General features: G+C 71.0%; 20 protein-coding genes. 9 read left to right on the forward strand and 11 right to left on the reverse strand.

Features of this window, described 5'->3' with window-relative positions:
* Positions 1-5 precede the first annotated feature (5 nt).
* From KBY19_RS24485 to KBY19_RS24505, 5 genes are read left to right on the forward strand one after another with little or no spacing between them, the layout of a single operon-like run.
* On the forward strand, positions 6-1,304 hold the full coding sequence (locus tag KBY19_RS24485) for a hypothetical protein (protein ID WP_210966739.1): 1,299 nt from the start codon (positions 6-8) through the stop codon (positions 1,302-1,304).
* Positions 1,301-2,248, forward strand: a complete 948-nt coding sequence (locus KBY19_RS24490; RefSeq protein WP_099878516.1) for a glycosyltransferase family 2 protein — start codon at positions 1,301-1,303, stop codon at positions 2,246-2,248. The genes KBY19_RS24485 and KBY19_RS24490 overlap by 4 nt, the downstream gene beginning before the upstream one ends.
* On the forward strand, positions 2,245-3,504 hold the full coding sequence (locus KBY19_RS24495; RefSeq protein WP_099878514.1) for a polysaccharide pyruvyl transferase family protein: 1,260 nt from the start codon (positions 2,245-2,247) through the stop codon (positions 3,502-3,504). The genes KBY19_RS24490 and KBY19_RS24495 overlap by 4 nt, the downstream gene beginning before the upstream one ends.
* Entirely contained in the window at positions 3,501-4,052 is a 552-nt protein-coding gene (locus KBY19_RS24500) for a dTDP-4-dehydrorhamnose 3,5-epimerase family protein (RefSeq protein WP_210956306.1), read from the forward strand. The genes KBY19_RS24495 and KBY19_RS24500 overlap by 4 nt, the downstream gene beginning before the upstream one ends.
* Before the next feature lie 6 nt (positions 4,053-4,058).
* Entirely contained in the window at positions 4,059-5,423 is a 1,365-nt protein-coding gene (locus KBY19_RS24505; RefSeq protein WP_099878510.1) for a glutamate-1-semialdehyde 2,1-aminomutase, read from the forward strand.
* 18 nt (positions 5,424-5,441) lie between these two features.
* Here KBY19_RS24505 and KBY19_RS24510 read toward each other — a convergent pair whose 3' ends face one another.
* Positions 5,442-6,101: a phosphatase PAP2 family protein gene (locus KBY19_RS24510; protein ID WP_099878508.1), complete on the reverse strand. Its 660-nt coding sequence runs from the start codon at positions 6,099-6,101 to the stop codon at positions 5,442-5,444.
* A 382-nt stretch (positions 6,102-6,483) separates the two neighbouring features.
* Positions 6,484-6,957: a hypothetical protein gene (locus KBY19_RS24515; protein ID WP_099878506.1), complete on the reverse strand. Its 474-nt coding sequence runs from the start codon at positions 6,955-6,957 to the stop codon at positions 6,484-6,486.
* Positions 6,958-7,499: 542 nt separating this feature from the next.
* Between KBY19_RS24515 and KBY19_RS24520 the strand changes: the two genes are divergently transcribed.
* The gene (locus KBY19_RS24520) at positions 7,500-7,847 is read left to right on the forward strand and encodes a MerR family transcriptional regulator (RefSeq protein WP_099878504.1); all 348 of its coding nucleotides are present in this window, start codon (positions 7,500-7,502) and stop codon (positions 7,845-7,847) included.
* Between the two features lie 504 nt (positions 7,848-8,351).
* Positions 8,352-8,555: a cold-shock protein gene (locus KBY19_RS24525; protein ID WP_027735515.1), complete on the forward strand. Its 204-nt coding sequence runs from the start codon at positions 8,352-8,354 to the stop codon at positions 8,553-8,555.
* Positions 8,556-8,964: 409 nt separating this feature from the next.
* Here the strand turns inward: KBY19_RS24525 and KBY19_RS24530 are convergent, their stop codons facing one another.
* Together KBY19_RS24530 and KBY19_RS24535 are read right to left on the reverse strand one after the other, a co-directional pair.
* Positions 8,965-11,202 carry an MMPL family transporter gene (locus tag KBY19_RS24530; RefSeq protein ID WP_099878502.1) on the reverse strand — a complete coding sequence of 746 codons (2,238 nt, stop codon included), beginning with the start codon at positions 11,200-11,202 and terminating at the stop codon, positions 8,965-8,967.
* Between the two features lie 100 nt (positions 11,203-11,302).
* Positions 11,303-11,902 carry a TetR/AcrR family transcriptional regulator gene (locus tag KBY19_RS24535; protein WP_099878500.1) on the reverse strand — a complete coding sequence of 200 codons (600 nt, stop codon included), beginning with the start codon at positions 11,900-11,902 and terminating at the stop codon, positions 11,303-11,305.
* A 317-nt stretch (positions 11,903-12,219) separates the two neighbouring features.
* On the opposite strand from KBY19_RS24535, the gene KBY19_RS24540 reads away from it, so the two are divergent.
* Positions 12,220-13,320: an acyltransferase gene (locus KBY19_RS24540; RefSeq protein ID WP_307843607.1), complete on the forward strand. Its 1,101-nt coding sequence runs from the start codon at positions 12,220-12,222 to the stop codon at positions 13,318-13,320.
* A gap of 106 nt (positions 13,321-13,426) precedes the next feature.
* Here the strand turns inward: KBY19_RS24540 and KBY19_RS24545 are convergent, their stop codons facing one another.
* The 3 genes from KBY19_RS24545 to KBY19_RS24555 all read right to left on the reverse strand — a co-directional run bounded on the left by KBY19_RS24545 (position 13,427) and on the right by KBY19_RS24555 (position 17,926).
* Complete coding sequence (locus KBY19_RS24545) at positions 13,427-14,857, reverse strand: alpha-2,8-polysialyltransferase family protein (protein ID WP_221505919.1); 1,431 nt, start codon at positions 14,855-14,857, stop codon at positions 13,427-13,429.
* A 2-nt stretch (positions 14,858-14,859) separates the two neighbouring features.
* Positions 14,860-15,825: a glycosyltransferase family 2 protein gene (locus KBY19_RS24550; protein ID WP_210966735.1), complete on the reverse strand. Its 966-nt coding sequence runs from the start codon at positions 15,823-15,825 to the stop codon at positions 14,860-14,862.
* Positions 15,826-16,297: 472 nt separating this feature from the next.
* Positions 16,298-17,926, reverse strand: coding sequence for an MFS transporter (locus KBY19_RS24555; protein ID WP_307843608.1), 1,629 nt, complete (start codon positions 17,924-17,926; stop codon positions 16,298-16,300).
* Positions 17,927-18,144: 218 nt separating this feature from the next.
* On the opposite strand from KBY19_RS24555, the gene KBY19_RS24560 reads away from it, so the two are divergent.
* A complete protein-coding gene (locus KBY19_RS24560) occupies positions 18,145-18,702 on the forward strand; it encodes a MarR family winged helix-turn-helix transcriptional regulator (RefSeq protein ID WP_210956301.1) in 558 nt (185 codons plus the stop codon).
* 132 nt (positions 18,703-18,834) lie between these two features.
* Here the strand turns inward: KBY19_RS24560 and KBY19_RS24565 are convergent, their stop codons facing one another.
* The 4 genes from KBY19_RS24565 to KBY19_RS24580 form a co-directional block, all read right to left on the reverse strand.
* Complete coding sequence (locus tag KBY19_RS24565; protein ID WP_099878490.1) at positions 18,835-20,925, reverse strand: M4 family metallopeptidase; 2,091 nt, start codon at positions 20,923-20,925, stop codon at positions 18,835-18,837.
* A gap of 480 nt (positions 20,926-21,405) precedes the next feature.
* Positions 21,406-21,609: a hypothetical protein gene (locus KBY19_RS24570; RefSeq protein ID WP_099878488.1), complete on the reverse strand. Its 204-nt coding sequence runs from the start codon at positions 21,607-21,609 to the stop codon at positions 21,406-21,408.
* A gap of 174 nt (positions 21,610-21,783) precedes the next feature.
* On the reverse strand, positions 21,784-23,283 hold the full coding sequence (gndA, locus tag KBY19_RS24575) for an NADP-dependent phosphogluconate dehydrogenase (protein WP_210966737.1): 1,500 nt from the start codon (positions 23,281-23,283) through the stop codon (positions 21,784-21,786).
* Positions 23,284-23,412: 129 nt separating this feature from the next.
* The coding region (locus KBY19_RS24580; RefSeq protein ID WP_210966738.1) for a bifunctional 3'-5' exonuclease/DNA polymerase at positions 23,413-24,277 on the reverse strand (865 nt) is incomplete at its 5' end.

The raw sequence follows: 24,277 nt of genomic DNA on the forward strand, positions 1-24,277 counted from the left end.
CGCCGATGGCCACCGAGGGGGCGGATCCACGGACACCGGCGCCACCGGCCGGGTCGGCCAGGCGGGCCATCGTCGGCCGGCTGTCGTGGGGACTGGCCGACCAGGCGGCCTCCAGCCTGACCAACTTCGCGGTCGGGATCTATGTGGCGCGCTCGCTCGGGCTGGTCGCGTTCGGCGCGTTCAGCCTGGCCTGGGTGACTTACGGCGTGGTGCTCAGCGTCTCCCGCGGGCTGGCCACCGACCCGCTCATGGTGCGCTTCAGCGGCGTGTCGGACGCCTCCTGGCGCGGGGCCGCGGCCCGGTCGTCGGGTACCGCGCTCGGCGTCGGTGCCGCCCTCGGCGCGGCGTGTCTGGCCGTCGGTTCCGCGCTCGGCGGCGGTGTGGGGACCGCGTTCGCCTGCCTCGGCGTCATGCTGCCAGGGCTGCTGCTGCAGGACGCCTGGCGGTACGCGTTCTTCGCCGCCGGCACCGGGCGCAAGGCGTTCGTCAACGACCTCGTGTGGGGCCTGGCGCTCGTCCCGGCCATGGTGGTGGCCGCTCGCGTCGGCAGCGTGGCCGCATTCGTGCTCGCCTGGGGCGCGTCCGCCACGGTGGCCGCGGCCTACGGCTGCCTGCAGTCCGGCATCCGGCCCCGGTCGAGCGGAACGCGCGAGTGGCTGCGCGAACACCGCGACCTCGGTTACCGGTACCTGGTCGAGAACGTCAGCAACAGCGGCGCCGGCCAGCTGCGGGCCTACGGGCTCGGCGCGATCGTCGGCGTCAGCGCGGTGGGTGTGGTGAGGGGCGCCGAACTCCTGCTCGGCCCGTTCCTCGCGGTGCTGATGGGGCTGTCGCTGGTCACCGTCGCGGAGGCGGCACGCGTGCTGCGGCGGTCCCCGCACCGGCTGGGCACCTTCTGCCTCCTGCTGGGCGGCGGACAGGCCGCCGCCGCGCTGCTCTGGGGCGCGGCACTGCTGCTGGTGCCGGACCGGGCCGGCGAGCTGGTGCTCGGCGGCGTCTGGCACTCCGCCTCGGAGCTCATCGTGCCGGCCACGCTCGGCGTCGCGGGCGCCGGCCTCGGCACCGGCGCGGCGGCCGGGCTGCGCGCACTCGGCGCGGCCCGGCGCAGTCTGCGCAGCCAGCTGTTCGCCTCCATCTGCTACGTCGGCGGCGGCCTGGGTGGCGCTGCCGTGGCCGGCACGATCGGCTCGGCCTGGGGCGTCGCCGCCGCGACCGTCTGCGGCTCGGCCGTGTGGTGGCTGCACCTGCGGTCCGCGCTGCGCCGGCACCGTCAAGATTCCGTCCCCGAAGTGAGGACCACATGACCGACCGCCCCCGGTTGAGCATCGGCCTGCCCGTGTACAACGGTGAGGAGTACCTCGCCGAGTCGCTGGACGCCCTGCTCGGCCAGACTTACGAGGACTTCGAACTGGTCGTCTCCGACAACGCCTCGACCGACGGCACCCAGGACATCTGCCGCGAGTACGCCGCGCGGGACTCGCGTATCCGCTACCTGAGGCTGCCCCGGAACATCGGCGCCGCGCCGAACCACAACCATGTGTTCGCCGAGTGCCGCGGCGAACTGTTCAAGTGGGCCTCGCACGACGACCTGTACGCGAGGGACCTGCTGCGACGCTGTGTGGCGGCGCTGGACGAGCGCCCCGACGTGATCCTCGCGCACACCGGCCAGGCGGTCATCGACGGCGACGGCCGCGTGAAGGTCCCGTACGAGTACGGGCTCGCCACCGACTCGCCGCACGCGCCGGAGCGCTTCCGCAGTCTGCTGTTCGAGCCCGGTGGCGACGACTTCTACGGGGTGATGCGGGCCGACGTGCTGCGCAGGGTGAAGCCGCACGGCAGCTATCACCACGCGGACCGCACGTTCGTCGCCGAGATCGCCTTGCACGGAGCCTTCCACCAGGCGCCGGAACTGCTGTACTTCCGCCGCGACCACCCCACCCGCGCCGAGCGGGCGAACCCGTCCAAGCGCTCCCGGTGCGTCAACCTGGACCCACGCCGGGCGGGCCCGCTGCACCCGACGCCCCGGCTGCTCGCCGAGTACGTCTGGGGCTTCGTCTCGGCGATCCGGCGGGCGCCGTTGTCCCCGGCCGACCGGCGTGCCTGCTACCGCCACCTGGCCGCGTGGGCGGCCAGCCGCGCCCGGCCGGGTGCCGGAGAGCGGGTCGAGGACCGTGCCCCCGCCGACCCGGCCCGGCTCACCGTCTCCGTCGACGCCCTGGTCGCCGGACGTGAGGGGAGGCAGGCGTGACGACCGCGGACGGAAACCCGGTGCGCGTCGGGGTGTTCGGACTGCTCGGCTCCGGCAACCTGGGCAACGACGGGTCGTTCGAGGCCCTGCTCGGGTACCTCGGCGCCGAGCACCCGAAGGCGGTCGTGGACGCGCTGTGCGGCGGACCCGAGGTCGTCGAGAGGCGGTACCGGATCCCCGCGACGCGGTTGCACTGGTACCGCGGGGAGTACCGGACCGCGACACGTGCGGGCGCGATGGCGGGGAAGGGCCTGGGCAAGCTCGTCGACGCCGTCCGCACCGCCGCCTGGGTGCGTCGGCACGACGTGGTGATCGTGCCGGGCACGGGCGTCCTGGAGGCCACGCTGCCGCTGCGGCCGTGGGGCTTCCCGTACTCGCTGTTCCTGCTCTGCGCGAGCGGCCGGCTGTTCGGCACCCGCGTCGCGCTGGTCGGTGTCGGCGCGGACGCGATCCGCGACCGGCCGACCAGGGCCCTGGTGCGCTGGTCGGCGCGGCTGGCCGCGTACCGGTCGTACCGGGACGCCCCGTCCCGCGACGCGATGCGGCGAATGGGCGTGGACACCGCGCGCGACGAGGTCCACCCGGACCTCGCGTTCGCCCTGCCGGCACCGCGGACGAGTGTGCTCCCGGGGCCCGTTCCGAGCCCGCGGGGCCCGGTCTGCGTCGGCGTCATGGCCTTCCACGGCGGCAACGACGACCGCGCCCGGGCCGAGGAGATCCACCGGCGCTACCTCGACGGGACGATCCGCTTCGTCCGCGCACTGGTCGAGGACGGCCGGCCGGTCCGGCTGCTCATCGGTGACGAGGTGGACCGGCCGGTGGTCGCCGCGATCCTCGACGCGGTGGACTCACCGCTGGTCACCGCCGCCGAGACGGCCTCGCTGGCCGACCTGATGACGGAGGCGGCGGCCGCCGACGCCGTGGTGGCGACCCGGTACCACAACCTGATCTGCGCGCTGAAGGCCGGCACCCCGACGCTCGCCCTCAGCTACGCGGCGAAGAGCGACGCGCTCATGGCCCGGATGGGGCTGGGCGCGTACCGCCACCCGGCCCGCGAGATCGACGCCGACCGGCTGCTGCGACAGTTCCGGGCGCTGGAGCGGCGCTCGGCCCAGCTGCGGCAGACCCTCGCCGAGCAGAACCGGGTCGTCGCCCGCCAACTCGCCCACCAGTTCGCCGCCCTGACAGCGGCTGTCTTCCCGGCAGCCCCGGCGTCCGGTCATGCCCACGCCCATGCGTATCGGGAGGCCCCATGAAAGCGATCGAAGTCCCGGAGATAGCGGGCGCGTACCTGTTCGAGCCGGCGCCGTACGCCGACGAGCGCGGCTTCTTCTGCCGCACCTTCGACGCCGACGTGGTCCGCTCGGTGGGCCTCGATCCGGGCGCCTTTGTGCAGGACAGCCTGTCCCGCTCGGCCCGGGGCGTACTGCGGGGCCTGCATCTGCGCTCGGGGGCCGGCGAGGCCAAGCTGGTGCGGTGTTCGTACGGGAGCATCTTCGACGTCGTCGTGGATCTGCGGTCGGGCTCGCCGACCTGCCGCAACCGGGCCTTCTTCGAGCTGTCCGGCGAGACGCAGGTGACCCTGTACATCCCGGCGGGGTGCGCGCACGGCTTCCAGGCGCTGACCGAGACCGCCGACATCTCCTACCGGATCGACCGCCCGCACGATCCGGCCGAGGACGTGACGATCGCCCACGACGACCCGGAGCTGGCGATCCCCTGGCCGCTGCCGGTCACCTCGATGTCCCAGCGCGACCGGGAGGCGCCGCGCCTCGCCGAGGCACTGCAGCAGAAGGAGAGGTGAGTCGGCGTGGACACCGAGAAGTTGCGGCTGCCCAGGTCGAGGCAGGCGAACGAGCGACTGCACGCCATGATCCCTGGGGGCGCCCACACCTACGCCAAGGGCGACGATCAGTATCCCGAACACCTGGCCCCGGTCATCAGCCACGGCCGCGGTGCCCACGTGTGGGACATCGACGGCAACCGCTACATCGAGTACGGCTCCGGCCTGCGGTCGGTCAGCCTTGGCCACGCCCACCCACGCGTGATCGAGGCGGTGCGGCGGGAACTCGACCGCGGCAGCAACTTCGTGCGGCCGTCCATCGTGGAGGTCGAAGCCGCGGAACGCTTCCTGGACACGGTGCCGACCGCCGAGATGGTCAAGTTCGCGAAGAACGGCTCCGACGCCACCACCGCCGCCGTGCGCCTCGCCCGCGCCGCCACCGGGCGCCCACGGGTGGCCGTCTGCGCCGACCATCCGTTCTTCTCCGTCGACGACTGGTTCATCGGCACCACACCGATGTCCGCCGGAGTTCCGGCGGCGACCACCGACCTCACCGTGGCGTTCCCCTACGGGGACCTGGCCGCCACGGAGCAACTGCTGAAGCGCCACCAGGACGAGATCGCCTGCCTGATCCTCGAACCGGCCACCCACACCGGGCCTTCCCCCAGCCCTCAACTCGGTTCCGGCAGGGGAGACCCCACGCCCGGATACCTCGCCGGCCTGCGCGAGCTGGCCGACCGGCACGGCTGCGTACTGATCTTCGATGAGATGATCACCGGCTTCCGCTGGTCCGAAGCGGGCGCCCAAGGCCTCTACGGCGTCGTCCCCGACCTCTCCACCTTCGGCAAGGCGCTGGGCAACGGATTCGCCGTCTCCGCGCTGGCCGGGCGCCGCGACCTGATGGAGCGGGGCGGGCTGCGTCACTCCGGAGACCGGGTGTTCCTGCTGTCCACCACCCACGGCGCGGAGACGCACTCGCTGGCCGCCGCGATGGCCGTGCAGACCACCTACGTCACCGAGGGGGTCACCGCGCGGCTGCACGCACTCGGCGAGCGGTTGGCCGCCGGCGTCCGCGACGCCGCGGCCGGCACGGGCGTCGGCGACCACCTCGTCGTCCGGGGCCGGGCCAGCAACCTGGTCTTCGCCACGCTGGACGAGAACCGGCAGCCGTCGCAGCGGTACCGCACCCTGTTTCTGCGCCAACTCCTCGCGGGCGGAGTGCTGGCCCCCTCGTTCGTGGTGAGCAGTGCGCTCAGCGACGCCGACATCGACCACACCGTCGAGGCGGTGGCCCAGGCATGTGCGGTCTACCGGAAGGCACTGGACGCCGCCGACCCCACTCCCTGGCTGGCCGGCCGGCCGGTGAAGCCCGTCTTCCGCCGCTCGGCGTGAGCGTGAGGTGCGGCGGCGTCAGCGCCGGTCGCGCCACCAGACGTCGGCCGCCCGGTCGACCAGCCACGCGGCTGCCGGTACCACCGCCAGCGCGGTGCACCAGCCGCCGAGGACGTCGGTCGGATAGTGCGCGCCCAGGGCGGCCTGCGCCCACCCCATGGCGCCGCCGGCAACCAGCGCGGCGGCGAGCACGAGTGACGTCCCGGCCGCTCTGCCGAGGCCGAGCCGTCCGGTCGCCGGCAGCGCCACCGCGAGGGCGAGCGCGGTGAGGAAGGCGGTGTGCCCGCTCGGGTAGGACAGATTGCCGTCGCCGTGGATGGTGCGCCCCACCAGGTGCTTGAGCAGCGTCGTCGTGCCGACGCTCAGACCGGCGCCGACCACGACGAGTACCGCCGCGCGCGGAAGCCGACGCAGCAGGCACCCCGTCACGGCGGCCACGACGAGCGCCGCCGCTCCGGCGGGCTCCCCCAGGAAGTCCGTGGCCAGCGCGACGTGCCGCCATAGCGGCCCCGGACCGTCCACCGCCGCCCAGACCCGCGCGTCCACCGTGCCGGGCCGACCCTGCCCGGCGTACAGGACCCCGAGCACGGCAACCACCAGCGCGGCGAGGGCCGCGAGCGCCCCGAGCCAGGTGCGCAGCGACGGAGGCAGCACCGCGACCGTCGGCCGGCCGGTCATACGCCCACCGCACCCGGTCGACCTGCGGCAATGCGCTTCTTGTCGGCCGCGCGCGGTGTCGGGCGTCGCGAAAAGGCGCCGCCGCCCCACCGGTGCCGGGGGAGCGCAAGCCCGGTGGGCGCACCAAGGCCATGGCGTTCCGGGCGCTGGTGCCCGGCATGGCGGATACCGCCGACCGGTACGGGCTGTGCGGCTGGACCGAGCAACGCGAGCCCCCCGTCGTGTCCGACCCACCCTTCATCGACCATAACCGCCCCGCACGTCATGGGCGTTGCCGGCGGGCACACTGATGTGCCGTCTTCCTCGGCACGCCTGAAGGCGCCCTGCCGGAAATCCCGGAGCGCTGTGCGGGAAACGGCTACGCGCTTCGGACAGCGGCGGCTCAGTTGCTCGCCGCACAGACACCGTCGGCCGAGTCGCTGGACGCACCGCTCCGGGTCCCGGCTCCGGGCCTGGACGGCTTCTTGGTGTACCCCACCCCCTGGGACAGCACGCACAACTTGCCCTTCATCAGGTGCAGATCACCGCCGAAACCCGCGGATATCGCCAGGTCGACGGGTGTGGCAACGGCCTGTTCCCACGGGAGCACGGGAAGGCCCGGTTCGGCGAAGAGCTCGGCCGAGACCTCGGTGAAGGACGCCCGTTGGCCCGAGCGCGACTGCCCATGGCCGGGGGCGAGGAACAGGAGCGCGATGCCGGGCAGTTCCTTCCCCCGGGGCGCGAGCGCATCCGCTCTCTCGTCACACCCCTGTGCGGCTGAGCCGCACCCGACAAGGAGTACCCGTCCGTATGAGCCGTGCCGCTGCCCTGTCCTCCTGGAAGAAGCCAGTTGTGCGCGGCTCGCCTGGTCACGCACCGGCGGCGCGCGCTTCCCCTCATGCGCACGGAGGAGGATCCCGCACACTGGCCCCGGAGAAAATCTATGATCGCGGAAGTAGACATGAGTAGGTGCTGGGGGTAGAGTCTTTCTCGTACTCGCAGAGATCAGAAGGGCGAGGCAGAGGACGAACTGCCTCGTACGCAGGTCGAGCAAGATGTGGACCGGCAGTCGAGCGGTGCGGCCGGATGGTGAGGGCTCCACCGCTGGCTGCCGGGCCGGGCGACCCCAGGGGTCGCATGCAGTTCTGCAAGATCGAGCAAGTGCACAACAGATCAGAAAGAGAAGGAGGAGAGAGGCGCCATCAGGATCGCCCGGGCAGGCAGAGACCGCTCGGGTACCGCAGACCCCGGATTGGAAGGTGGTCCCCGGTCACGCAGCTGCGATCCCCGCAACCGTCCTCCTGGACGGTGGTGCGGAAAAAGGAAGCCGGCGCATAGCCGGTGGATGGTGTTGATCCCCTCGGGGCCCTGGTGCTGTACGGCGCCAGGGCCCCTCGACACGTTTCCCGAGAGGTGCCAGTGGCCGCAGACAACCCTTCCACCCTGTCGAGCAACCTCGACGACGACGATTACCCCGCCTACACCATGGGGCGGGCCGCCGAAATGCTCGGTACCACGCCCGCCTTTCTGCGGGCCATCGGCGAGGCGGGCCTGATCGTGCCGCTCCGCTCGGAGGGCGGGCACCGCCGCTTCTCCCGCTACCAACTGCGGCTCGCGGCCCGGGCTCGGGAACTGGTCGACCAGGGGACGCCCGTGGAGGCCGCCTGCCGCATCATCATCCTGGAAGACCAGCTCGAAGAGGCCAAGCGCATCAACGAGCAGCTGCGCGGCGCGGAGGCGGACTCGGGGTCGAAAGCCGATGCCTGACGGTCGCGCCCCGCTGTGCGACGGGCCGGGCACCGGCGCTCTCCTGCCCGCTTCGAGCGGGAATGCGAGCGGCGAGAGGTGTGCTGCTCAGGTGTGCGAAGCTGACGTCGCTCCGCAGCGGCCACCGGATGGTCGACGCCTGCCCGGCGGTCGACGCACGGCTGTTCCTCCCGCGGGTACGCGCTGCTGGTGACCGGCGCTCGCCGTTCCGTTCGGCACCCGCCCCTGCAGCTAAATTTCATTTCGCCGTTACAGAAACACGAGTAATGCGCGCTGAGAAATTCTGCCCCGGTGGATCCGAACCGGGAAATCGTCGCGCTCCCGGGATTGCCCGTGCTACGGTTTCGTCAGTTGCAGTTGTGGTTCCCCGAAACTTCAAGTGCTCCTTCCAGGACTCCTGGGGGGAGTCTTGTGTATTTCGGTTCTTCCGGACGGGTGATCATCGCGGCAACTCCGATTCCTGCACAGTGCGGGCATCGGGTACCGCCCCGAAGGAGATGTATTTTGGCTACTGGCACCGTGAAGTGGTTCAACGCGGAAAAGGGCTTCGGCTTCATCGAGCAGGAGGGTGGCGGCGCTGACGTCTTCGCCCACTACTCGAACATCAACGCCACCGGCTTCCGTGAGCTGCTCGAAGGCCAGAAAGTAAACTTCGACGTCACGCAGGGCCAGAAGGGCCCGCAGGCGGAGAACATCGTTCCCGCCTGACGCTGACGCATACGACGAGCTGGGGTACGCACCTGCGTGCGACCCCAGCTCGTTGCGTTTGTGCCGCGCTCGCCGCAGAGCATCGGCTGCCGCCTCCACGACCCGTGGACCGGGCAGCAGTAGCAGCTCCCACGGCGCCCTCGCACCCGTATATCGTCCGCATTTTCCACGGACGGTGTACCGGTGTTTTTCCATACCGACTCGATGGCCATTGCGGCCCGGTTCCGGTCGGCCCGGCTTTTCTTCGGCTCGATCTCGCGAATCCCGTGCGACGGTGTGACAGCTCGAATCTGTCCGGACGCCGGCGAATCGACGCGCCGCCTCCGGTCGGCGCCCCCGCGCAAGCCGGACAGCCGGTGCGGGCATCGTCGCGAACGGTGCCCGCACCGGCTGGTGCCGTGCGGTGGCGTCAGGTGCGTACCAGCTCCCGCTCGTCGCCCGGGTCGGAGTCCGAGCCCTCGTCCGCGGCGCCGGTGTGCAGGCTTTCGCCCTCGATGTCGACATCGGGCAGGGCTCGGTCCAGCCACTTGGGCAGCCACCAGGCCCGCTTGCCCAGCAGGGCCAGGACCGCCGGGACGATCGCCATGCGGACGATGAACGCGTCGAAGAAGACCGCGGTCGCCAATCCGAAACCGATCATCTTCACCATCGACTCGCTGGAGCCGATGAAGCCGGCGAAGACGGCCATCATGATCACCGCCGCGGCCGTGACCACCCGCGCGCCGTGCTTGAAGCCCGTCACCACCGCCTGGGTCGGCTTCTCGCCGTGGACATGGGCCTCCCGCATCCGTGTCACGAGGAACACCTCGTAGTCCATGGCCAGGCCGAAGACCACTCCGACCATGAAGATCGGCATCATCGACATCACCGGGCCGGTCTCCTCGACGCCCAGCGGGCCGGCCAGCCAGCCCCACTGGAAGACCGCGACGACCGCCCCCAGCGCGGCCAGCACGCTCAACAGGAAGCCCAAGGCCGCCTTCAGCGGGACCAGGATCGAGCGGAAGACCACGATCAGCAGCAGGAACGCGAGCCCGACCACCAGGATCAGATACGGGACCAGCGCGTCGTTGAGCTTCTGGCTGACGTCGATGTTCATCGCGGTCGCGCCGGTGACCAGCACCTCGGCGCCGGTGTCGGCCTGCACCTCGGCCCCCGCGTCGCGGATGCCGTGGACCAGGCTCTCGGTCGCGGCCGACGACGGCTCGGAGTCGGGGATCACGGTGATGATCGCCGTGTCGCCGGACCGGTTGTACTTCGCCGGGGTGACCGCCACGACGTCTTCCAGGCCCTTGATCCGGCCGGACACGGCGGTGACGGCGCCCTTGGGGTCGTCACTCGCCTCCGTGTCGACCGCGACGGTCAGCGGGCCGTTGAAGCCGGGGCCGAAGCCCTCCGAGAGCAGGTCGTAGGCGCGGCGCTGCGTCGTCGATGTCGGCTGCGAGCCGTCGTCGGGCAGGCCCAGCTCCAGCGAGGAGGTGGGGATCGCCGCGGCGCCGAGACCGACCACACCGAGCAGGAGGACGGCCACCGGGCGGCGTACCACGAAGCTCGCCCAGCGCGTGCCCGCGTTCGGCTTCGCTCCTTGTGCAGCCGCCTTCCTGGCGGCGCGGCCGCCGCCGAGCAGCTTGCTCTTCTCACCCGCGGGCTTCACCCTGCGGCCCGCGTAGCCGAGCAGGGCGGGGATCATCGTCAGGGCGATGAGGACCGCGATGGCGACCGTGCCGGCAGCCGCCACGCCCATCTTCGTCAGCATCGGAATGTTGACGACGGAGAGTCCGACCAGTGCGATCACCACCGTCAGCCCGGCGAAGACCACCGCTGAACCGGCGGTGCCGACGGCCCGGCCGACGGCCTCCTCACGCTCCCGGCCCTCGGCCAGTTCGGCGCGGTAGCGGGAGACGATGAACAGGGCGTAGTCGATGCCGACGGCGAGCCCGATCATCATGGCCAGGGTGGAGGTCGTCGATCCCAGCTCCAGAGCGCTCGCCAGCGCGGTGATCGTGGCGACACCGATGCCGACGCCGATGAGCGCGGTCAGCAGCGGCAGCCCGGCCGCGAGCAGTGAGCCGAAGGTGATGATCAGGACGACCGCGGCGATGGCGATACCGATGATCTCGGTCGCTCCCGTTTCCGGAGTCGTGGTCAGCGCGTCACCGCCGACCTCGACCGTCAGCCCGGTGTCGCGTGCGTCCTGTGCGGCTTCCTTCAGCTCGTCCCGGGTGGAGTCCTGCAACTCCATACCGGAGGCCTGGTAGGAGACCGACGTATAGGCGGTCGTTCCGTCCCGGCTGACGCTCTTGGTCTCGTACGGGTCGGCGACGGAAGCGACCTCGGAGCCGCCGGACAGCTCCTTGACGGTCTGCTGGACGGCCGCCCTGTTGTCGGGGTCGGTCATCTTCTCGCCCGCGGGCGCCTTGAAGACGACGCGTGCGGTCGCGCCGTCGGCGCTTGCGCCGGGGAAGCGTTCTTCCAGGAGATCGAAGGCCTTCTGGGCCTCCGTGCCCGGTATCGAGAACGAGGTGGAGCCCGCGGTGGGGGCACTGGCCGCGCCGGCACCCGCGAGCGCCAGCAGCGCCACCCAGAACAGGGCGACGATGTGCCGTCGCCGGAAGGCGAGGCGTCCGAGTTTGTAGAGGAACGTGGCCACGAGGGCGTACTCCCGGTCAGTCGTGCGGTCTCAGGACAGGGGTGATCAGCCCGACGGCGTGAGCGGTGACGTCAGGTGGGAGGGCCGGCTCAGGGACTCGTCAGTGAGGCGGCAGGCCGAGGGCGGGGAGTACCACGGCGTCGATGTAGGAGGTGAGGAACGTCTGCGTCGGCGGTTGGTCCTCGATCAGCGCCCGGGTGGCGAAGGCTCCGATCAGCATGTGCACCACGTAGTCCAGCGCGGGGTTGTCCGAGCGGACCTCGCCCCGGTCCACGGCGCGCCGCAGCACCCGGCGGAACTCCGCCATCTCGGGCTCGATCAGCAGTTCCTGAAAGGCCCGCAGAAGTTCCGGATTGTGGTGCACCGCCATGAACAGCCCTCGCATCAGCGCGGAGTTCTGCTCCATGGTGCAGTCGTCCTCCCGCGCCACGATGGCGTGGAAGTCGCCCCGCAGGGATCCGGTGTCGATGTCGCCGAGCCGTCCCGGCTTGCTGTGCCGGACGGCCGTCGCGACCAGTTGCGGCTTGCCGCCCCACTGGCGGTAGAGCGTTGCCTTGCTGGACCGGGTGCGGGTGGCCACGGCGTCCATGGTGAGGGCGTCGTAGCCCACTTCGCGGAGCAGATCGAGCACGGCCTCGTACAGCTCGGCCTCACGCTCCGGGGTGATACGACTGCGACGCGTCGCTGCGGCCTCGACCATGCGTCCCTCTCCTTCCGGTCCGAACGAAACGGTTTCGTACGCTACGAAGCGTAGCGCGAACCCCCTGCGAAACGAAACGGTTTCGTTCGTGTGCTGGCTCACAGCGGCCAGCGCCGGGCCGGACACTGCCGACGCACAGGCGGTGAGCAGGAGGAGAGCCGGCCAGGGGCGAAGAAGTTCGGCTGCTGTTCCTCTTCCGTACAGGCTTCCGCACACGTCGACTGGCAGGATTCCGGCGTCTGCTCGCCAGTGATCGGCGAGGTAGCGCGGAATTCCTCGTACTCACAGGGCTGGGCATGTCCACTGAAGAAGTTTCCGTGAGCCCGACGGCTCCGAAGACCCCGGTTCCCGGGCCCCGGTCGAGCTCCGAGAACACCGGAGCCGGGCGCAGGGAGCCGGCCAGACCAGGGCACCGGTTCGACATCGACCTGCTGCGCGTCATCTGCGCCTGCTCGGTCATCATCGGCCACGTCGGCGGCGAGTGCATGGCGGCGGTCGACAAGAGCGCGCAGAACGGCCGGGCGGTCTACTGGACGGGCCTGTTCCTCGACTCGGTGACCAGTTGGGCCGTCCCCATGTACTTCGCGATCGCCGGCTGGGCGGTACTGGTGGGAGCGCCGCCGCGCAACGGGGGGACGCTGCGCACGCGTTCACTGCGCATGATCGTCCCGGTGGGCATCTGGTCGGCGGTCTACCTCGCCTGGGGCCGGTGGCGGGACACCAATGACGCACCGACGTCGAAGCTCGCGCTGGACGCCGCCTTCGGCACCGTCCAGCCCGCCTTCCACCTGTGGTACTTCTACGCCCATGTCCCGCTGATCCTGATGCTGGGCTTCGTGATGCTGCTGAAGGCGGGCAAGCGTCCCTGGGGCGTGGTCGCGGCGCTCGTGGTGATCGCCGCGGGGCCCACGGCCTTCGGCGACCTGGAGGAGCTCACCGGCTGGGACGTGCCGCGCTTCGGCTGGCAGACCGGGACCTACTCGCTGGTCTACGCGGTGGTCGGCGCGCTGCTGCTCAGCCTGCCCGCCACCGCACGCCGACACCGGGGCTGGTGGCTGGCGGGCGCGCTGGTGGCGCTGGCCGCTGTGCTGTGGTCACAGGACCGGATCCACTTCGTCATCCCCAACGCCAGCATCTTCGTGGCGGCCCTCAGCGTCTGCGTGCTGTTCGCCGCCAACGGGGTGCGGATTCCGGAGCGGGTGCGACCGGCGCTGGGCAAGCTGACGGACGCGGGACTGGGCGCCTTCATGTTCCATGTGCTCCTGCTGAAGACACTCGCGCCCTCGTTCATCTCCGCGGAGCACGGCTGGCTGGGTGCGGCGGGGGCCGCGGCCGCCCTGGCGGTCCTCACCGTGGTCCCGTCCTTCGCCGTGAGCATGCTGTGGGGCCGGCTGAAGCTGCGGCGCTTCCTGGGCTAGGGCCGGCTGGACGCTCCCTGGGACACAGCCGGGTGGACGCAGCCGCGGGGAACCAGAAGCGGGCCGGTGCCGAAGAGCCCTCCGGCACCGGCCCGCCCACTGTCCGTCACCCCGCTTGCCGCAGTGCGCGCTGTGCCGCGCGGATCCGGCGCGCCGCCCAGCGCGCGGACGGGCTGGTACGCAGCAGCCGGGCGCGGACCGAAGTACCACCACCTGGCAGCGCCAGCGCGGTCAGCCGGCGGCGCTTGAAGTAGCGGGCGGTGGCCTCGCCCAGGTGTGCGTCGAGCCACTGGACGGCGTCCTCACGCAGCAGCGGGTGGAGCTTCGCCTGCATGCAGTAGCCCACCGTCCGCACCAGCGCCGCCAGTTCGTCGGCCTGCCGCGGGGCCATGGGGGTGTGCTCGGCGACGGCCTCCAGGTCCGGCACGGCGAAGTCGACGATGGTCACCGGTACCCGATTGCTGTTCTGGTACGGCGTCAGCCGGTCCAGCAGGGACTCCGTACCCACCTTGGCGATCGGGATGTCGTAGTAGGCCGCCGCGGTCAGCAGCGCGGTGGAGAAGCAGCCCACGACCAGGGTCGGACGGCAGCGGTCGTACACGGCTTCGGCCAGCACCGGGCCCCGCAGGATGTGCAGCCGCACTCCTTCCTGGGCGGCGGCCTTCTCCAGCACCTGGGAGTAGCGTGCGGGGGCGGTGGGGTGCGGCTTGAACACCACACACTCGTGGCCCGCCGCAGCCGCACCCCGCAGCATGCGCGCGTGCAGCTCTTCCTCCTCCTCGGGGGTGAGGATGTTCAGCGCGGCGAGATACTGCCCCAGCAGTACGGCGGTCGGGCGGTCCGCGGCGACCCGAGCCAGCTCCGGCTCCCCGGCGGCGGCCTCGCCCAGCTCGCCGAGCACCTTCACAAAGGCGTCACTGGGCACGATCTCGGGTCGTACGGTGTGCTCGGCGAGCAGCAGTGGGCGCAACCCGGGCACCAGATCGAGATGCAGCAACCGCTGGATCCGGCAGCCCAGCCACTGGGGCAGCCGCTCCCTGGTGGGTCCGTAGCTCATCAGGCCGTCCGCATAGACGTGGATGGCACTGCCGCTGAAGATCGTGGCCAGCGCCCTGGCGGGGCTGACATGCACCGATTCCACGACCAGTTCCACCGGTGCGCTGCCCAGCTGCCAGGCGTTGCGGAACATCCGCTCCCACATGGGTGACTCGTCGCGCAACGGCGACCAGGTGCTGGGGTGGTAGGGGCGGATGGCCTCGTTCCAGTCGATGATCTCGTCGAAGCGCTGGGCGAGGGTGGCGAAGCCGTTCATGGTGACGAGGCGGGTCGCGGCCTCCGGTGTCGCGGCGTTGTTGGACACCAGCAGGATCCTGCGGGCCGCGCCGGGCGGACCGAACTGCCCCGCGTCCAAGGAGGCGGCCAGGGTCGCCACCCCGTAGAGCGTGGAGACCTCGAAGATCTGAACGGGCTCGGCAGGCGCGGGGCGGGCGGACCGGGCCGCGGGGGACGGCTGAGGGGTTCGACGGGACTCGGACATGGTCAGGCCGCCTTCCCCGCCGTGCGGAAGCGCCGCAGCTTGTCGGCGCGTTCGTGGTCCATCCCTGCCAGCGTCGTGTCCAGCACATCCTGCGGCATGCCCTGCAGCGCGGTGGTCACCCTCTTCTTCAGCCGTCTGGCGACCGGTCTGTGGTAGCGCCGGATGTTGGCCAGATGGAAGGCGAGCAGGGCGCAGTAGGTCCGCACCGCCTTGGGCAGGAACCGCTCGCCCTGGGGATCGCCGGCGAGGTCGGCGAGCAGCGCGTCGTGGGCGGGGATGAAGTCCAGCTGCCGGGCGTCGCGGATCTGGGTGAGCGAGGTGGCCACCCCGCGTCGGTAGAACATGCCGAGCAGGCCGGTCGCCGCGAAGGACCGGGCCCTCAGATGCAGCCGCCAGGTCCACAGCCGGTCCTCGGCGGTGCGCAGGTCCACGGCGAACCGCATCGCGCCGTCGTCGAACAGGCTGCGCCGGTAGACGCCGGCCCAGACGAAGGGATAGTCCACCATCGTCTCCGCCTGCGGCGGAGCGATCACGTCCCGCGGGTGCAGCACCGTGTCCCGCACCGGCGCCGGAGCGCGGCGTACGACCCGGGTGGTCCCGGTGCTCTGCACATGGTCGGTCCGTACGAAGTCGCAGTCCAACTCCTCGATGGTGCATACGAGTTCGTCGAGGTACCCGGGGCCGTACCAGTCGTCGCCGTCGAGGAAGGTGAGGTAGTCGCCGCGGGCGGCGTCGATTCCGCTGTTGCGGCTCTGGGCGATGCCCTTGTTCTCCTCGTGCCGGATGACGGTGGTGTGCGGGAGGCGCTGCCGCCACCCGTCCAGGATCTCCGGGGTGGCATCCGTGGAGCAGTCGTCGACCAGGATGAACTCCGTTGCGGGACCCGCGTTGTTGGCGAGACTCCGCAGGGTGTCGTCCGCGAATTGCTGCACGTTGTGGCACGGCACGATGACGGAAAGTTTGGGCATGCGAAATCCAGGCGGTAGGATCGATGATGGAAACGGCTCATCATCCGTACGGTGAACGGATGATGAACGGCCGAGGAAATGGTCACGCTGAGCTGAAAAGCAGGGACAGGGCATTCCCGGTCGCAGCGGTTTTTGCGTCCGGACCTGTAGCGTAAGCGCTCGAGGAACCCCGTTGACCAGGGATTTCTGAAGCCCGGAAGAATTGGGTGAACCAATTGGCCCGGCATTCCGCGCAATGCCGGGCAGTTGCTCACATGTTCGGTGAATTCTCTGTGATTCATCTCACGGCTCGGCTGAACCCGCCGGATATGCCACGCTGTTGGAATTTCTCCGGGGATCTCGGATCGGGGATCTCGGATCCCGGTTCCGGGGGACTGCGGACCTACGGCGCGGATCCCCGGACCGGCCGATCCCCGGACCGGCTCGGCCGGTCCGGGGCGCCGCCGGTCGGGGCGGCCCCCGTCCGGGTCGGTCAACCGGCGCTGACCTCCTGGCCGGGGAGAGCGGGTTCGGCAGACGGCGCGGCCGGCTTCTTCGCCGTGACGAACAGCGTTGCCGCGAGGGCCAGCATGAGCAGCGCCGCGCAGGTGTAGCTCGCCAGTTCCAGGCCGTGTGCCATGGCCTCGCGGGCGGCTTCGGCCGCGTCCGCCGTGCGCGGGTCGTCCGAGAGGGAGGGGATGACGGAGCCGGCGCTCCTGGTGACGACGTCGCTCAGTCGGTCGGCCTGCTCACCGCTCAGGCCGGCATCGCCGAGCCGGTTCCTGAGGTCGGAGGCGAGGGTGCTGAAGAAGAGCGTGGTCAACACGGCGATACCCAGCGCGGAGCCCAGTTCCCGCGCCGCGCTCTGGATGCCGGAGCCCTGCCCGGCGCTGCCCACCGGTACATCGGCGAGGACCACGTTGGTGATCTGGGCGGTCGCGAAACCGACGCCGACGCCGTAGACGAACAGGGAGGCGGCGATCAGCCACCAGGTGCTGTCCGTCGAGGCGATGAGTCCCAGCATCACCAGACCGCCCGCCTCCAGCACCAGTCCGATACGCACCTGCTGGAGCGCGGGAACCGAGGCGGCCATCGAGAAGCCGGCGCCGCTGGCGAAGAAGCTGCCGGCCGCGAGGGCGACCAGGGCCAGGCCGGCCTCGAAGGCGCTGTAGCCGAGCGCGAACTGCAGCCACAGCGGCAGCACGGCGATGATGCCGAACTCGCCGACGCCCACCAGCAGGGTGACGAAGTTGCCGCTGCGGAACGAGTGGATCGAGAAGAGCCGCACATCCATCAGCGGCTCGTTCCCCGCCTTCCCGAGCGCGGCCTGTCTGCGCCAGAACAGCAGCAGCGCCACGGCTGCCACCACCTGGGCCACGAAGACCGGCGAGGGGTTCGCGCTCCAGCTGAAGTCGCCCAGCTCCAAGGGCTCGACCGTCTCCACCCAGCCGTAGGTGCGCCCCTCGATCAGGGCGAAGGCGAGCAGTCCGAGCCCGACGACCGACAGCGCACTGCCCACCGCGTCGATGCGGGCGTTCACCCGCGGGGAGGCGTCGAGATGGCAGAGGGCTCCGACGATGATCAGGGCCACCAGCGGGATGTTGATGCCGAAGGCCCAGCGCCAGGAGAAGTCCGCCAGCCGGCCACCGAGCAGTGGACCGACCGCCGCGGCGGCGCCGATGGTCGAACCCCAGATGGCGAAGGCCTGTCCGCGCGCCCGGCCGGTGAAGGTGGCGTTCACCAGTGCCAGGGAGGTGGGGAGGATCGCCGCGGCCCCCAGGCCCTGGAGGAACCGGGCGAGGATCAGGGTGCCGCCGTCAGGTGCGGCGGCCGCCAGCAGGCTGGTCAGCCCGAACACCACCAGGCCGACGAGGAAGACCTTACGCGCGCCGAGCACGTCGCACAGGCGGCCGGTCAGCAGGAGGAGCGCGGCGAAGGAGATCGCATAGGACTCCTGGATCCACTGGGCCTCGACGGAGTCGATCTTCAGGTCCTCGATGACCGGGGCCAGGATCACATTGACGATCGTGATGTCCACCACGATCAGGGCCACACCCAGGGACACGGCGAGCAGGCCGAGCCACTGGCGTGCGGTGGGAGGGGCTTCCGGGGTGCCGTTCACAGTTTCTCCGCTCTGAAGTATCTCCGTGGTGAAGTTATTTCGCGGCAGTGTCATTGTCAACGTGCGCGGCACCGGCCCGACTCCACAGCGGTGAATCTTTATGGTGAAGTGACCCATGAAGGGGTGAGGCACCGTCGACGGGCCGAGTGGCGAGGACGGGGCGTCTGCTTCGACCCGGCGGAGCCCCGAGCCGGACCGACAGGATGTGAAGCTGAGCGATGGAGGAGCACACGGTGGCACGTGCCGACACCAGTCCCGAGCGGCTGATGGAAGACTTGCGGACCTTCGGCGCCAACTACGCCGAATTCACCCGGAGGTTCGCCGCCTGGCTGGGCCTCCACTCGACGGACGCAGCGGCGCTGGCCGAGATCCTGTACGCGGAGGACAAGGGCGCCCCGCTCTCGCCCGCACGGTTGAGCGAGCGGATCGGCCTCTCCTCGGGAGCCACGACAGCACTGCTGAACCGGCTGGAGAAGGCGGGACACGTCGTACGGAGACGGGAGCACACCGATCGCCGGATCGTCACCCTGCGCAGCAGCCCCGAGGTCAGGCCGCAGGCGATCAAGTTCTTCGGGTCCTACTCCGAACGTCTGGCGGCGGAGATCTCCCGATACCCGCCCGAACAACTGCGGCAGTTCCAGGAGTTCGTCACCCACCTGAGCGGCACCATGAACTCCCTGCTGGCACACGAGTACCACGCGCTGGAGCCCGGCGACCGGCCCGGAACACAGCAGGACGCCGAGAAGGCAGCGCCTTCCCGCAGAGGACGCAGCTGACGGAAGCTTGTATCGAGCCGGGAACCCGGGAGCGGAAACACGCACGCCGTGCCGGGAGCCAGGCTCCGGCACGGCGCGTCCTGTGCGGTCTTCCCCCGCGCGGAGCGCACCGGGCGAGGGAAATCCGGAGGGTTACGGGAAGGTGAGCTTGAAGCTGTTGATGTGACCGGTGTCGGCCGGGCCCCGGTCCCGGACCCTCAGTTGCCAGACTCCGTTGGCGTTCTCCGCCGAAGCGTCGACCGTGTAGGTGGTGTCGATGTTCGGCGTCGGGTCGGCCGCCACATTGTGCAGTCGATACGATCTGCCGCTCGGGCCGATGAGATCGATCTGCAGGTCACCGCTGTAGGTGTGGACGATGTTCACACCCACCTTGAGGTTGCTGGGCGCCCGGCCGGTCAGCCCGCTGGTGGTGATCTTGGAGGTGACCGCCGCGCCCGGGTAGTCCGGGATGGAGACATCGGCGTCGTTGGTGAACGTCTTGCCGTCGCCCGGGTCGCCGCCGCCGGAGCGGGCACCGACCGCCACGCCTGCCCAGGCGTCCGCCACGGCCTTGTACTCGGCGCTGTCGGTGCCGTACAGCTCACCGGCCACCGCGAGCGTCCCGGTGCGTGCCGAGGCGTAGTTGGTGGTGGAGGTGAACTTCGTGGTCAGCGCCTTGTACCAGATGAGCGCGGCCTTCTCGCGGCCGATCCCGGTGACCGGAAGGCCGTCCGCGGTGGGCGAGTCGTAGCTGACGCCGTTGATGACCTTGGCGCCGCTGCCCTCGCTCAGCAGATAGAACCAGTGGTTGGCGGGGCCCGACGAGTAGTGCACGTCGATGTTGCCGATGCCCGCGTACCAGTTGTCCTTGGAGGCGCCGTCCCGGCTGGGCTTGTCCTGGTAGCGCAGCGGGGTGCCGTTGCCGCGGATGTCTATCTTCTCGCCGATGAGATAGTCGCCCTTGTCGGCGGAGTTGGCGGCATGGAACTCGACCGCCGTGGCCAGGATGTCGGAGGTCGCCTCGTTCAGGCCGCCGGACTCACCGCTGTAGATGAGGCCCGCTGTGGCCGAGGTGAGACCGTGGGTCATCTCATGGGCCGCCACGTCCATCGAGGTCAGCGGCTTGCTGTTGCCCGATCCGTCGCCGTACGTCATGCAGAAGCAGCTGTCGCTCCAGAAGGCGTTGACGTAGTTGTTGCCGTAGTGGACCCGGGAGTAGGCGCCCCGGCCGTCACCGCGGATGCCGGAGCGGCCGAACACGTCCTTGTAGTAGTCCCAGGTCTCCGCCGCGCCGTAGTGGGCGTCGGCGCCGGCGGTGGCGGCGTTCGACGGGCTGCCGTTGCCCCAGGTGTCGGAGGACTGGGAGAACAGGGAGCCGGTGCCGGAGGTCCCGCGGTTGAGGTTGTAGGTCCGGTGGCCGCCGCGGTCGTTGTCGGTCAGCGTGTAGTTCGACCCCGACCTGGCCGTGCTCAAGGTGACCTGGCCGCTGTACTGGGTGTTGCCGATGCCGTTCTGGACGGCCTGCCACTGGTAGAGCTTCTTGCCGCTGCGGGCGTCGGTGACCACGTGCAACTCGTTGGGAGTGCCGTCGTCCTGCAGCCCGCCGACGACCGTCTCGTAGGCCAGCGTCGGCTTGCCCTTGGCCAGCCATACGACCTTGCGCGGCGCGCGGTCGGCGTCGGTCTTCTCCGAGCCCGCGGCGTCGGCGGCCTTGAGTGCCTGCCGCTCCGCCGTGCCCGGTCGCACGCTCGCCTTGGCGGGGACGTTCTTCAGCGCGTGCTTCGAGGCGCGGACGACCTCTTCGGTGCTGCCCTTCTTGGTGGTCTCGACGATCATGTCGCCACCGAGGACGGGCAGGCCGTCGTAGGTGCGCTCGTAGCGGGTGTGGACGGTGCCGTCGCGGTCCTTGAGCACGTCGCGGACGACCAGCTTCTCCTTGGCGCCCAGGCCCAGCTTCTCGGCGGTTGCGGCCTTCTTGCTGTCGGCCTTCCGCAGCAGCGCGGCGCGCTGGGTGGGCGACAGATCGGCGGGCAGGGCACCGGAGTCGGCTCCCTTGGCGGCGGTGGTACGGGCGGTGGCGCGGTCCTGGTCGTCAGCCGTGGCCGGTCCGCTCTGGACGGCGACCGAGAGCAGAGCGGCGACGGCGCCGAGCGCGATACCGGCCGACGCCCTGGGGTGGGGAAGACGTGCGGGGCGACGTCTGTGGGAGGTGGCGGGGTTTCCGTGGGAGGTTGATCTTCGCAATGCTGACTCCTTCTGCGGGCCGCAGGGATGTACGGCCTGGGAGACCCGGCGGCGGATGACCGTCCGGGCAGTTCTCGGCAGAACAAGGCGAAGCAAGGCTGAACCGGTGGAACCAGTGGAACGTGATGGAACCGGTGCGGCGGCCGGGACCTCCCGAACGCCGCGTGGGGAACGGCCGCTCGACGTTCGCGCGGTAGCGCGGCGGCCAGTCGCAGAGTGCCACCCGGATGAGTGTCTGTCAGGAGCGCATCAAGGGTTTGGCCGGAATCGGTCCGTTGTCCGTAAGTGCGCGTTCGCTATCCGGAGTGCTCGGCTGTCGCGAGGGCGCGCGTCAAGTCCGCCCGGGCCAGGGCTCCGCCGCGGCAACGTCCGGCATCGGAGCGGACGATGGAGGTGCGGGCACCCCTCGCCGTCGGGAGCGGGCAGCTCCCGACGGACCGAGGAGGTCCGCGCAGTTGCCGTTCGGTCCGACTCGTACGCTCAGTCGCGGAACGAACCGTCCGCGCGCCGTGCGTGGTTGGACAGCAGATGCCCGCACTGGGGGCAGTGGCGCCGCAACCCGCGCTTGAGGACGTAGCCGATTCCCACGGTGCACAGGTACATCAGGCCGACCGCGGTCTTCTGTCCGAGCTTCCCCAGCCCCGACTTGGTGCAGGTCGCGCAGTCACGGCATCCGGTGGCCATCGGGTCTCCCTCGCGTCGGTTCTCAGCGGTACTGCTGATCAAGACGTGAGGGAGGAGGGGACAGGGTGCTCCGCGGACCATCCGGCTACGGCCCTGGGACCGTGCTGTTACGCACGCGGCCCACCGTGGGCGTACCCCGTTGTGGGCGCTCCCCGACACGGGAGGGCCTGCCCGCTAATCGGTGCGGGTCTCCCGGCGGTCGCCGCCCCATCGGGTGTGGTAGGTACCCTCGCGGTCGGCGCGCTGGTAGGTGTGGGCGCCGAAGTAGTCGCGTTGGGCCTGGGTGAGTGCGGCGGGGAGCCGGTCGGCACGCAGCCCATCGTAGTAGGCCAGCGCCCCCGACATGCCCGGCGTCGGCACCCCGTGCCGCGCCGCCGTGGCGACGGTGTCCCGCCAGGCTTCCTGAGCCCGGCCCAGTTCCCCGCCGAACTCCGGATCCGCCAGCAGCGTGGGCAGGCCGGGGCGCTCGGCGAACGCCGCGCGGATGCGGTCGAGGAACGCCGCACGGATGATGCAGCCCGCACGCCAGACGGCGGCGACGGACGACAGTTCGATGTCCCAGCCGTACTCCGCGCTCCCGGCGCGGATCATGTCCCAGCCCTGGGCGTAGGAGATGACCTTGGAGGCGTAGAGGGACTGCTCGATCTGCTCGGCGAAGCGGGCCTTCTCCGCCTCCGGCAGCCGGGCCGGCCCCGCCGGCCCCGCCGGCCCCGCCGGCCCCGCCGGCCGCGGCGCGCCCGCGTCCTGGTGCGATCCGGGCAGGGACGCCGCCGCCTCGCGCAACGCGGTGTGGCCGGACTGCGAGCGGGCGAAGACCGCCTGCGCGATGCCCGGCACCGGCACCCCCAGATCGAGCGCCGTCTGCACGGTCCAGCGGCCGGTGCCCTTCTGCTCGGCGCGGTCCGCCACGATGTCGACGAACGGCCGGCCGGTGTCCGCGTCGGTGTGGGTGAGGACCTGGGCGGTGATCTCGATGAGGTAGGAGTCCAGCCGCCCTTCGTTCCAGCTCCGGAAGACGTCCGCGATCTCGGCGGGGGCCAGGCCGGCCACTTTCCGCAGCAGGTCGTACGCCTCCGCGATGAGCTGCATGTCCGCGTACTCGATCCCGTTGTGCACCATCTTCACGAAGTGACCGGCCCCGTCGGGCCCCATGTGCGCGGTGCACGGCGCACCGTCCGGGGCGCGGGCCGCGATCCGCTCCAGCAGGGGGCCCAGCGCCTGGTACGACTCCGCCGAGCCGCCCGGCATGATGCTCGGGCCCAGCAGCGCGCCCTCCTCGCCGCCCGAGATGCCCGTGCCGACGAAGTGGATGCCGCGCTCGCGCAGCGCCGCTTCCCGGCGGCGGGTGTCCTCGAAGTGCGCGTTGCCGCCGTCGACGATGACATCATCGGGTTCCACCAGCTCGGCGAACTCCTCGATCACCGCGTCCGTCGGCCCGCCCGCCTTCACCATCATCACCAGGCAGCGTGGCCGCCGCAGAGCGGCCACGAACTCCCGGGCCGAGGTGGTGGGTACGAAGGCGCCTTCGTCACCGAACTCCGCCACCAGTTCCCGGGTGCGGGCCTCGGTGCGGTTGTGCAGCGCGACGGTGTAGCCGTTGCGGGCGAAGTTGCGCGCGAGGTTGCGACCCATGACGGCCAATCCGGTGACACCGATCTGCGCCGACGCTGTCATGATCATCCCCTTCGGGCTCTCGGAGCTCCGGGCTCACGTGACGGTCCGGGCACGGCTGCACGACTGCCCCACCGATCGTCTCCCGACACGTGCGGGACCGCTCGTCGGCGAGCGGCTCCGCACAACCGGTCACTTGGCGTCCGCGTAGCACTCCACGACGCCCGTGGTGAAGGTGAACCGCACGGGGGTCGGTCCGAACGCGGCGACGGCCGCCTGCTCACCGGCCGCCGTGATCGCCTCCCGCACCTGTTCGGCCTCCTCGGCGGGGCAGTGCACGATGACCTCGTCGTGCTGGAAGAACACCAGTTCGGCAGCGAGGGGCGCGAGTCGCTGCCGCAGCGCTGCCAGCATCAGCACCGCCCAGTCGGCCGCGCTGCCCTGCACCACGAAGTTCCGGGTGAAGCGGCCCCGCGCCCGCGCCGCCCCCGGGCCACCGGCGCCCGGGTCACCGGCTTCGCCGCCCACACCCTCGCCCGCCTCCGGGCCCGTGCCGCTCGCCTCCTCCCCGTCCGCTTCCCCGTCCCCGTCCCCGTGGCCCACCGGAGGGCAGGTGCGGCCCAGGTGGGTGCGGACCAGGCGGCCCTCCTCGCCGGCGCGGGCGGCCTCGTCCACGTATGCGACGGCAGCGGGGAACCGTCTTCGCAGCGCGGCGAGGTTCTTCAGCCCGTCGCCGCTGGTCTGGCCGTAGATCGCACCGAGCAGCGCCAGCTTGGCCCGGGCGCGGTCGCCGGAGAACGCGCGCTCCGACAGCGCCGTGTACAGGTCCTGCTCACCGCCGGCCACCGCCATCAGCCCAGGGTCCCGGGAGACGGCGGCCAGCACCCGGGGCTCCATCTGGTCGGCGTCCGCCACCACCAGCCGCCAGCCGGGATCGGCGACCACCGCCCGGCGCACCACCTTCGGGATCTGCAGGGCACCGCCCCCATTGGTCGTCCACCGGCCGGAGGCCGCACCGCCGGGCACGTACTCGGCGCGAAAGCGGCCGTCCCGCACC

It is taken from the genome of Streptomyces sp. B15 (assembly GCF_018070605.1).
In the GTDB taxonomy this organism is placed as follows: domain Bacteria; phylum Actinomycetota; class Actinomycetes; order Streptomycetales; family Streptomycetaceae; genus Streptomyces; species Streptomyces smyrnaeus.

Bases quoted from the DNA above. Each gene is read 5' to 3' on its own strand.
- KBY19_RS24485 (WP_210966739.1), top strand. From the start codon at position 6: ATGGCCACCGAGGGGGCGGATCCACGGACACCGGCGCCACCGGCCGGG.
- KBY19_RS24490 (WP_099878516.1), top strand. From the start codon at position 1,301: ATGACCGACCGCCCCCGGTTGAGCATCGGCCTGCCCGTGTACAACGGT.
- KBY19_RS24500 (WP_210956306.1), top strand. From the start codon at position 3,501: ATGAAAGCGATCGAAGTCCCGGAGATAGCGGGCGCGTACCTGTTCGAG.
- KBY19_RS24510 (WP_099878508.1), bottom strand. From the start codon at position 6,101: ATGACCGGCCGGCCGACGGTCGCGGTGCTGCCTCCGTCGCTGCGCACC.
- KBY19_RS24535 (WP_099878500.1), bottom strand. From the start codon at position 11,902: ATGGTCGAGGCCGCAGCGACGCGTCGCAGTCGTATCACCCCGGAGCGT.
- KBY19_RS24545 (WP_221505919.1), bottom strand. From the start codon at position 14,857: ATGTCCGAGTCCCGTCGAACCCCTCAGCCGTCCCCCGCGGCCCGGTCC.
- KBY19_RS24550 (WP_210966735.1), bottom strand. From the start codon at position 15,825: ATGCCCAAACTTTCCGTCATCGTGCCGTGCCACAACGTGCAGCAATTC.
- KBY19_RS24560 (WP_210956301.1), top strand. From the start codon at position 18,145: ATGGAGGAGCACACGGTGGCACGTGCCGACACCAGTCCCGAGCGGCTG.
- KBY19_RS24570 (WP_099878488.1), bottom strand. From the start codon at position 21,609: ATGGCCACCGGATGCCGTGACTGCGCGACCTGCACCAAGTCGGGGCTG.
- gndA (WP_210966737.1), bottom strand. From the start codon at position 23,283: ATGACAGCGTCGGCGCAGATCGGTGTCACCGGATTGGCCGTCATGGGT.